This window comes from Myxococcus sp. CA039A (assembly GCF_013336645.1).
GTDB classification, from domain to species: Bacteria; Myxococcota; Myxococcia; order Myxococcales; family Myxococcaceae; genus Myxococcus; species Myxococcus llanfairpwllgwyngyllgogerychwyrndrobwllllantysiliogogogochensis.
Genome location: NZ_JABUMQ010000406.1, coordinates 1 through 8,834, shown reverse-complemented (window position 1 = coordinate 8,834; position 8,834 = coordinate 1). Strand labels below are relative to the sequence as shown.

The following is an 8,834-nucleotide window of genomic DNA, read 5'->3' as shown; positions in this document are numbered from 1 at the left end:
GTGGTGGGGGTGGGCGCGGACGCGGTGACTCCAACGCTCGACATGGTGTTGCGACTGGAAGTGCGTCGCCAGCAGGGTGGCTTCCGACAGGGCTTCTTCGGGCCAGACTACGAGTTGGCGCGCTTCCAGGCGGCCGGCTTTGACGGCGTTCCGGTCGCGGGTGCCCCCTTCTCTGCGGGCTACTCCGTCTTTGGTGAGGCGGAAGTGGGCTGGGATGCCGTCAGCTACGGGGGCCTCTACAAGCACCTCAAGCTGTCGCTGGGCGCGGAAGCCTTCTCCTGGGGCCGCTTCGATGTGGACGGACGCGTAGCGGTGCAGCTGTTCGAGCGCAGCTTGGAAATGGCGCTGAAGGGGCTCGCCGTCGGAGCTGGGAAGCCGGGGGCTCGCTACCTGGGGGCGGCGGAAGTCCGCTGGCGTTTCCTGGGAGGGAAGTTCTACGCGCTCGGGACGGGCGGCACGCTGCTGTTCCCCACGACCGAAGGAACGTTGCAGCCTGGCGCCTTCGCATCGGTGGGCCTGGGGGTGGACAATGCGCGCTAACGCCCTGCTGCTTGCCGTGGTCCTGCTGGCCACGGGATGCGCCTCCGTGTCGCTCTCTCCCGGGCATGGTGGAACCCTTCGCTTCGCGCCGCGCGGGATGGTGGGGGTGTCCCTCGGAAAGAGTGCGAGTGGAGAGCCTCGCCGTGTCCTGGCCTCCGACGAGTCGAACGAGGCCGCGCGCTTGCGGCATCGTCGGGGCTCGCGCGATGGGGCGGCGCAAGAGGCCATGGGCAACGCTCGCGGCACTTCCGCACGTCAGGTCTCAGGGGCGGATGCCTGGGAGAAGCTGCTGACGGATGCCGGGCTGGAGGACAGGGACGAGCGGCCCGTGGCGGGCAGCTCGCTCACGTCCGCACAGGCCGCACGGCTCCTGGAGGCATTGCTGGGTAGGGACGTGACGCTGGGGCAATTCCCGGCACGTGTCGCGGTGGGCTTCATGTTGCGCGAGGTACTGGACGCGGGCGAGGTGTCGCGCTCCGAGTTGGTGCAGCGGGTGGGGCGCTTCAAGCATCTGGCGGTGCTCCGGCCTGACGGGTGCCTCGCGTGGGTGCGCAGTGGCAGGACGCAACAGCGGGTGGCGCCCGTCGAGTGGAAAGATGGGACCTTCCGCGCGCACGGCTTCGAGCTGGGTCGCTTCTACAATGGGCGCACGGGCGTCTTCCGTTTGCTGGACGACGAGCTGCGGGAGGTCAACGGCTTCGCCATCGCGGACGTCCACGACGATGCCGACGTCATCAGTCGCACGCTGGACGGGGCAGAAGAAGCCTTCGTCGGGCTGGCCTTGGCGATAGGGCAGTTCTTCTCGACGTCGCCCGCTGACAACCTCGCGGCGCTCCGACACATGCCTGCCGCTGTGGCCGCGCTGCTGGCTTCGTCGCCTGAGTACCTGGAACGCTTCCAGTACATGACGCGCGGCGAGCAGATTCAGGCCGTCTCCAAGCTGGTGACGAACCTCATCGCCACCTGGGGGACGGTGTCATCCGCAACGCGCACGCTTCAAGGTGCGTCGCTCGCAACAGCCGAGGTGCCAGTGCTGTCGCTCTCGGCACAGGGGGCGCTTGCGATGGAGCGCGTAGCGGTGCCGGTGGGCCGAGCTGCGGCGGTGCTGAGCGGCGGGCCAGGCGCTGCCATCATCCTCCAGCGAGCGAGCACGGCCGCGAAGAACGGCGCACCGTCGAAAGGTCCCGGCCAGTGGGGACCGGCCAAGGAATCCATGTCCCCCCGTGCGCGGCGCTACCAGGAACAGATCACGGGCCACACTGCCGACGAGGCATACTGGGTTGGAGGTGTCGGCAAGGACAGCGGAGGCGTGAAGTTCGATGGATTCGAGAAGGGCGTACTCCAGGAAGCGAAGGGGCCGGGCTATGCCAAGTTCTTCGAGGGGCTGGACCCGAAACGCTGGTTCAAGAACTCGGGGGCAAAGGCTCTTGGCGAACAGGCGCTCCGACAGATGAAAGCGGCCAAAGGGATGCCCATCCGTTGGCATGTCGCAGAGGAAGCCGCCGTTCCAGCACTTCGGAAGATACTTCAGGACAGAGGAGCCAAAGGGATTGAGGTTGTTTTTACACCTCCCCTTTGATGAGGAGACAGAGAATGATGGAGACCTACTATGCCGCTACTTACTGGCGCGCTCGCAAGGAATCACCGGACGAATGCGCATCTCGCGTGGTGGCCTTGCTCGAATCTATCGCTGGGGTTGAGGCGTCGTTCGCTAGCTGGTTCAGACAGAGCAAGGCGCGAAAGGACGCTTTGAAGAAGCCGGTCACGCCCAATCAGGATGAACTCGCAAAGGTGCTGGAGCGCACGAAGGATCGGCATCATGAAGATCTTGGTTACCGCATAAGCGGATGGAACGGTGCCTCTGAGGACTCCGATGCATGCAGTTTTGATGCAGCCGTGGGCATCTACTCCGAATGGGTGAACAATTTCTGGCTCTTTGAGTTACCCATTCATGGTGCAAGTGCTGAACGCATCTTGACGGCACAAACGTTGAGCGGACTTCTTAGGAGCATGGCGACAGCGTTAGACCCTGACTGGGGTGTTGCCATGTCTCATGCGCATCGGGAAATTGCCGACCCGACAGGACGGGCCAACGTGCAAATTGGGTGGGTAACGTACTTCGCCCAGCGGCTCGGTGTCGTGCCCCCGCTCCCGTCCCCGGTGCGCATTGAGCCCGTAGAGGACAAGGGCACCCTCGTCATTCTCACTCCCGAGCGCTTCACGGCCAGCAATCCGGAGCACGTTGCGCTGGCTGAGCGGGTGCGAGAACTGCTGGACCGAGCTGGACTATTGAAGCCGCTCCAGGCCCAGCCGTAGGAACAAGAGAGGCCGAGTCGTCCGCTGCTCGGTCCCTCTCTACTCCTCCTGGAGCCCTGCGCTGGCGTCCCTGCCATGTTGCACGTATGTCGCACGAGCCTGCGGAATGCACCGGAACAGGACGGGACGGAAGGGCACGAGGCGGGAATCAAAAGTTGAGTTGTTCCGGACGGTTACGAGGTAGGGGCGCGATTCTACTGGGAGTTTCGCACCGTCCGGAGCGGGTTCGATTCCCGGCTCGTGCACTTCTAACTGGCGAGAGTCGTTGAGGAAATTCTTCCGATTCTAGCCAGGTGCCCCCAATGTGCCCCTCGGACGCTGCTCCAGCACGCGAACCGCATCCTTCTTCACGTCTGGACTCAGGTGCGCGTATCGCATCGTCATCTCAATGGACGCGTGTCCCAAGAGTTCTTGCACGGCTTTGAGCGGCACTCCCCTCATGACCAGATGACTGGCGAAGGTGTGTCGCAAGACATGCCATCAGATAGTCCGTCTCGGCCCCTCTCCGAACCTCACCCTGAGCGTGCAGGAGGTGGAGCGCATCGGCTGAGCCCTCTCACGTGATATCTACCTTGACGCTCACCGCCACCTCGATTTCGTCGGCGAGTTGCCCCTGTCGATGTCTGTTCCGCATGCTCTTGGCTTCAGGCTGGCTGATGCGACGAAAATCAGGAGTATACTCACACGGGGAGACAAATTCAGGGAACAGGTGTAAGGTTTCGAGTACTTCTTGTTTTGAAGGAGTCTTGCTTATGAACTCTTGCAATCGTGCCCTCGTTGTTCTGCTGTTCTCTGGCTTGCCGGGCATTGCTTGGGCAGCCGCAGCGTGTGTTTTTGAAGGGCGGGAAACTGTTTGTGGATCGACGACGCCGTCTATTTGCTTGAAGCCCGATTCGAGTAAGTCGATAAAAGCACTTATAGCGAGCGAGTGGGCCAAGGAGTGGGTTGAGGCGCACAATCGAGTTCGTGCGTCGGTGGTTGATGCGAAGCCTCCGTTGCCGAAGGTTGTCTGGTCCGACGAACTGGCTCAGGCTGCTCGGGGCTGGGCTTCGCAATGTAAGTTCGCGCATGACACGTGCCGAGTCACCCCTGGCTTCTTGAGTTATGTAGGGCAGAATTTGTATATGAGTGCATCCAGCGACCCGAATAGCAAAGCTACTACTGCGCTTGTGTCTCAGGCAGTCAATGGTTGGGGGAACGAGCGCAGGTTTTTTCCGCAGAGCAGCATCAATCCTTTTGTGTTCGATGCTGCTTATGGCCACTACACGCAGTTGGTCTGGCGCAAAACAACGGCCATTGGCTGTGCAGTCGCGAGCTGCTCCAGTGCCAGTCAGCCCTTGGCGGTGTCGCATATCGTGGTGTGTAATTATGGTCCCGGTGGGAATATGGTTGGCGCAAAGGCATACTGAGGCGTTTGTGGGGAACGACGTTTCTGCCAACCTTGCACCCCGGTATCACGAGCGGCAGCAGGAGGTCGACCGGGGTCTTCCCGTGCACCACGCCGATAGGGAAGAGCCCGCCACCTGCGCTCGCGGATTCCAGGAGGGAAAGGCGCTGGATGGGTAGCAACGAAGACGGGCACCGCTTCCCGAGCGTCTGGCAGGTGCAACGAGTCTCAGGCGGCTCGCGCAGGCGGTGAGCGTCAAGGTAGATGTCGCGTGAGAGGGTTCAGCCGATGCGCTTCATCTCCTGCACGGCCGGGGTGAGACTGGGCGAGGGGCCCAGGCGGACGGAGCCCGCGGGAGTCCAGTTGCGCGTGACGCGGCTCCAGCGCTCCGGGTGACGGGATTGGGCGCGCTGGTACACCTGGTGGCGTCGCGCCAGCAGCGAGGCCTCGCGACCGAAGTGCCTGTCGTCGGGCGTGACGAAGCGGATGGCGGAGTGAAGGTGCTCGGTGTTGGTAAGCGACCGACGGCCGACGTCCTGAACTGGGGTGGACCCGCCGGTTCACTCCGGCATGCGACGACCCAATCCGGATGAGTGGAAGCAGTTGGTAGAAGAGTTCGAGGCGAGCGGGCTGACGCAGAAGCAGTTCGCGACCAGGCATGAGGTCTCGCTCAGCGCCTTCCAGTACACGCTGTACAAGAAGCCGAGGTCCGCACTGGGGCGGAGGCCCGAATCGACAGAGAGGCCACGGGGGAGGTTCCTTCCCGTGGAGGTGGTCGCGTCCCCCGTGCGGCGCTACCACGCTGCGTGCCCCAAGGCACGACCCACGGCCTGAGGCCAAGCAGCCCCCTCACATCGCTGCCGTGTCGCCCGTGCTGCCACTCTCCGTGGCAGGGGTGGCGCACGCGACTGGCAAAGCGATCAGCAGGGTGCGGAAGGGCCGGGACGAAGCTCACGGCGGCGCCCGGCCCGAGGGAGTCGTCGAGGTTTGGCGCATCGCCGGCAAGCGGCCGTGGATTGATCGCCGGCGACTGGCATGATGGGGTGCGATGCACTCCCTTCGACGCCTCCGCCACGACCGCATCTCTGCGTGGCTCACCGCCCACAGTGCCGACGAGCTGGCGGCGGCCCTCCGAGCCGCGCCCACCCACGCCGTGGGGGTGGGCGGTGGCACCTCGGTGCTCGACGTGGACGGCGTGCCGGTATTCGCCAAGCGCATCCCGATGACCGACCGGGAGCTGGCCCATCCACACAGCACCGCGAACCTGTTCGACCTGCCGACCTCCTGCCAGTACGGCATGTACCGCCTCGCAGGTCCGGGTTTCGGCGCCTGGCGCGAGCTGGCTGCGAACCTCCTCGTCACCGAGGGGGTCCTCGCCGGTGAGGCGGAGTCCTTCCCCCTGCTGCACCACTGGCGGGTGCTTCCCGGCCGTGCACCTGTCGCCTCGGAACAGCTGGACATCGACGCCGTGGTCGCCCAGTTCGGCGGCGACCCGGCCGTGCGCATCCGCTTCGAGGAACTGGCCGCCGCGACCTCCAGCCTCGTGCTCTTTCTCGAGTACGTCCCCTCTTCGCTGCACGAGAGGCTCACCGACCCGGTCGGCCAGGCCGGGACCCTCGAGCGGCAGTTGTTCGAGATGGTGGCGTTCCTGCGTGGCCGCGAGCTGCTCCACATGGACGGACACTTCGGCAACATCCGGGCCGACGATGAGCGCATCTACCTCGTCGATTTCGGGCTGGCCACCTCGCCTCGGTTCGACCTGTCGAACGCCGAGCGCGACTTCGTCGCGCGGCACGTCGGCCACGATGCCGAGTACGCGGCGATGCGGCTGGTGAACTGGCTCGTCACCACGGTGTGCGGGCTACCGGTGCCGGCGGGCGGTGGCCCCGTTGAGCGCAACGGGTACGTGCGCCGATGCGCGAGCGGCGACATTCCGCAGGACGTGCCGGCCGCCGTTGCGGACATCCTCTCTCGGCACGCCCCTGCTGCGGCGCGGATGAACGACTTCTGCTGGCGGCTGCGCGACGGCGACATCCACGCGGAGTATCCCGGCGCGTAGGCCCGCCTCGCCGCGGGCATGCTCCCGTTGCCGACGCCAGCGCCGCTACCCACTCCACCGTCGGCCCCTCGACCCGCGGGCCACCGGGGCCGTGCACCTTGAGGGCCCCGGGCGACTACAGCCCTCCGGCCTCGCACACCACGAGCACCGGCTGAAACGCGGCGACTGTCACTCCTGCGCGCGCTGACCGCTGCTTGCAGCGGCTGAGAGTCCAGGGACTCAGCCCCGTTCCTCGGCCACCCCCTCTTGGCTTGCGCCCTGAGCCTTCCGCGCCTCCAGCACCGCGAGTGCCTCCTGCCGCAGCGCGTCCGTGAAGCGCCCGCGCGTACCAGCCCCCCGCTCGCTTGGCCGTATCCGTCCGACGGACGACGTGCTGCGGGGTGTTGCCGGGATGAGTGTGGCAGGTCATCCCTCGACGGATGCTGAAGAGAGCTGAGAAGCCGGAGTGGGTACGCGTCGCGGAGGAGTTCGAAGCGAGCGGGCTGACGCAGCGGGAGTTCGCCGGGCGCCGGGGGTTGCGGCTGAGCATGGTGCAGTCATGGGTCTACCGCCGTCGGCGCCAGGTGAGCACCAAGGCCGAGCCAGCCGTGCGCATGCTCCCAGTGCAGGTAAGCAGTAACCGACCGACGGGTGACGTTCGCCGGATGCACCCTTCCGCTTGCTCAGCATGGTAGCCGCGCACGGACGTCCTGGTCGCCAAGGTTTGGGTGGCTTCAGGAGGAGTCAGGCGCGGAGGCGGAGGACGGTTGCCAGCGGTGAGGCAGCAACTCGTCCAGACGTGATGCGGGGTGGCTGCCAAGTCGCATCAGCACGTCGGCGAGGTACGTCTCGGGATTGACGCCGTGGACCTCGCACGTGGCGACCAGGGAACTCAGCCCCGCCAGATTCCGACCTGCCTCGTCATTACCGACGAAGAGATAGTTCTTCCTGCCCAGGGCCATGGCGCGCAACGCACGCTCCGCGGCGTTGTTGTCGAGGGGAAGTGAGGAGTCCTCCAAGAAACGCGTCAGTGCACTCCACTGCCCCTTCGTGTAGCGAAGAGCCCTGCCCAGGGGACTCTTGGGGGGATGGAGCGGAAGCTGTTCATCCACCCACGCAGCCAGACGCTCGAGGATGCGTGCACTGGTGGTGCTGCGAGCGTGGAGGTGTTCCGGAGTGCCGAGCGTCCCGGAGTCTTGGGCGGCGTGCTCGACGCTGTACAACGCGAGGATGAGGTCGAGCGCCGTCCTGGACTCGGGCGCGGTGGTGAGCGCGTCGAAGAATTTGCGGCGCACGTGGGCCCAGCACCCCACGCGCACACGCCCCTCCGGCAGCGTCACGCGGTTGTAGCCCGTGTAGCCATCCACGCGCAGGAAGCCCTGGGTTCCCCCGAGCACTTCCAGGGGCGTCACGCCGGAGCGACTGGCGCTGTGGACGTAGGCGATGAGCTCATCGGTGCGGAATGTCCAGACGTAGGCCCGGCGCGTCTTGCCTTCGTCCAACACGCGTTGGGGTGTCTCGTCGGCGTGCACCAGGCGGGCCTCTCTCACCAGCGCCAAGAGGCGCTCGGCGAGTGGCGCCGTGGCCCGGCCCACCTCGTGGAAGACGTCGCAGAGCGTGGTGCGCGCGACGGGCATGCCCGCGCGGGCGAGGGCCTTGGCCTGGCGATACAGCGGAATCGAGTCGCAGCACTTCGCCGTCACCACGTGCGCCAGCAAGCCCGGGCCATACTGGCCTTGCTCAATGGCCTTCGGTGCGGGGGCGGTGACGATGCCCGCGCCGCAGGGGCAGACGAGCGTCTCCTGCAGATGGACCTGCCGCTCCACGTGCGCGGGCACATACTCGATGAGGTCAGTGCGCTTGCCGGGGCCCAGGGGCTTCAACGCCGTGCCACCGCAGGACGGACACCTCCGCGCTTCCTCGGGAACGCGGTGATGAATCAGCCGCTCGGGCAACGTCGCGCGCGCCTCGCGCTTCAATCGCCGCTCCTTCAGCGTCGCTTCACGCGGCCTGGGCGCGTTGCCCGAGGCCTTGCGCAGCTCGTCTTCGAGGCGGGGGAGCTTCTCGCTCTTCTTTCCGAAGACAGTCCGCTGGAGGAGCGCGAGCTGGGATTCGATGCTGCCCACGCGCTCTTTGAGGGTGAGGTTTTCCTGCTCGAGCCCTTCGGCTCGCTCACGCCACTCGCACTGGTGCGTCGCATCGAGCGCTGCCATCTCTCTGGGAAAACCAACCCACCGCTGGCGGGCATTGCCTCGGCGGCAGGGGGCGGTGCCCACTTGCCTGGTCTGCGGACGTGCGTGACGTCGATTCCGTCGAGCAGCATGGACAGCTGAGTGGCATCCAGTTGCGCTCCCAAGGCGTCCTCGCCGAAGGCAGGCAGGCGAAAGCGGCCCTGCTCCAAGCGCTTGTAGGTGAGGACGAAGCCTCCCGCGTCCCAAACGAGCCGGCATGATGCGTCCCTTCTCTCAGTGCGACTGTAGTTTCCTCAGGCTACGCGTCCGTGTGTGTGCGTCGCGGACGCGCTGCAGGTGGTGCCGAGTCTCTGCGTCGAGC

8 protein-coding genes and 2 pseudogenes are annotated in these 8,834 nt (G+C 65.7%); 5 read left to right on the top strand and 5 right to left on the bottom strand.

What is annotated here, in order from left to right; all coding sequences use genetic code 11:
• From HR086_RS41510 to HR086_RS41500, 3 genes and pseudogenes are all read left to right on the top strand, one after another.
• Positions 1–540: pseudogene (locus HR086_RS41510) on the top strand (hypothetical protein); the annotation flags it as partial.
• A 328-nt stretch (positions 541–868) separates the two neighbouring features.
• Complete coding sequence (locus tag HR086_RS49635) at positions 869–2,119, top strand: Tox-REase-5 domain-containing protein (protein WP_373564420.1); 1,251 nt, start codon at positions 869–871, stop codon at positions 2,117–2,119.
• A 14-nt stretch (positions 2,120–2,133) separates the two neighbouring features.
• Positions 2,134–2,856: an immunity 52 family protein gene (locus HR086_RS41500; RefSeq protein ID WP_254626672.1), complete on the top strand. Its 723-nt coding sequence runs from the start codon at positions 2,134–2,136 to the stop codon at positions 2,854–2,856.
• Between the two features lie 285 nt (positions 2,857–3,141).
• Here HR086_RS41500 and HR086_RS41495 read toward each other — a convergent pair whose 3' ends face one another.
• Both HR086_RS41495 and HR086_RS48980 read right to left on the bottom strand, forming a co-directional pair.
• Positions 3,142–3,327, bottom strand: coding sequence for a tyrosine-type recombinase/integrase (locus HR086_RS41495; RefSeq protein WP_373564419.1), 186 nt, complete (start codon positions 3,325–3,327; stop codon positions 3,142–3,144).
• Positions 3,328–3,412: 85 nt separating this feature from the next.
• The gene (locus HR086_RS48980) at positions 3,413–3,793 is read right to left on the bottom strand and encodes a hypothetical protein (protein WP_254624241.1); all 381 of its coding nucleotides are present in this window, start codon (positions 3,791–3,793) and stop codon (positions 3,413–3,415) included.
• On the opposite strand from HR086_RS48980, the gene HR086_RS49865 reads away from it, so the two are divergent.
• Positions 3,738–4,265 carry a CAP domain-containing protein gene (locus HR086_RS49865; protein WP_373564421.1) on the top strand — a complete coding sequence of 176 codons (528 nt, stop codon included), beginning with the start codon at positions 3,738–3,740 and terminating at the stop codon, positions 4,263–4,265. The two genes, HR086_RS48980 and HR086_RS49865, sit on opposite strands and share 56 nt — an antisense overlap.
• Positions 4,266–4,524: 259 nt before the next feature.
• On the opposite strand, the gene HR086_RS41485 is transcribed toward HR086_RS49865, so the two are convergent.
• Positions 4,525–4,662: a hypothetical protein gene (locus HR086_RS41485; protein WP_174459492.1), complete on the bottom strand. Its 138-nt coding sequence runs from the start codon at positions 4,660–4,662 to the stop codon at positions 4,525–4,527.
• Positions 4,663–5,291: 629 nt separating this feature from the next.
• Between HR086_RS41485 and HR086_RS41480 the strand changes: the two genes are divergently transcribed.
• Complete coding sequence (locus tag HR086_RS41480) at positions 5,292–6,302, top strand: serine/threonine protein phosphatase (RefSeq protein ID WP_174459491.1); 1,011 nt, start codon at positions 5,292–5,294, stop codon at positions 6,300–6,302.
• 713 nt (positions 6,303–7,015) lie between these two features.
• Here HR086_RS41480 and HR086_RS41475 read toward each other — a convergent pair.
• Together HR086_RS41475 and tnpB are read right to left on the bottom strand one after the other, a co-directional pair.
• On the bottom strand, positions 7,016–8,494 hold the full coding sequence (locus HR086_RS41475; protein ID WP_174468383.1) for an IS66 family transposase: 1,479 nt from the start codon (positions 8,492–8,494) through the stop codon (positions 7,016–7,018).
• A gap of 86 nt (positions 8,495–8,580) precedes the next feature.
• Positions 8,581–8,733: pseudogene (gene tnpB, locus HR086_RS49860) on the bottom strand (IS66 family insertion sequence element accessory protein TnpB); the annotation flags it as partial.
• Between the last annotated feature and the right edge of the window lie 101 nt (positions 8,734–8,834).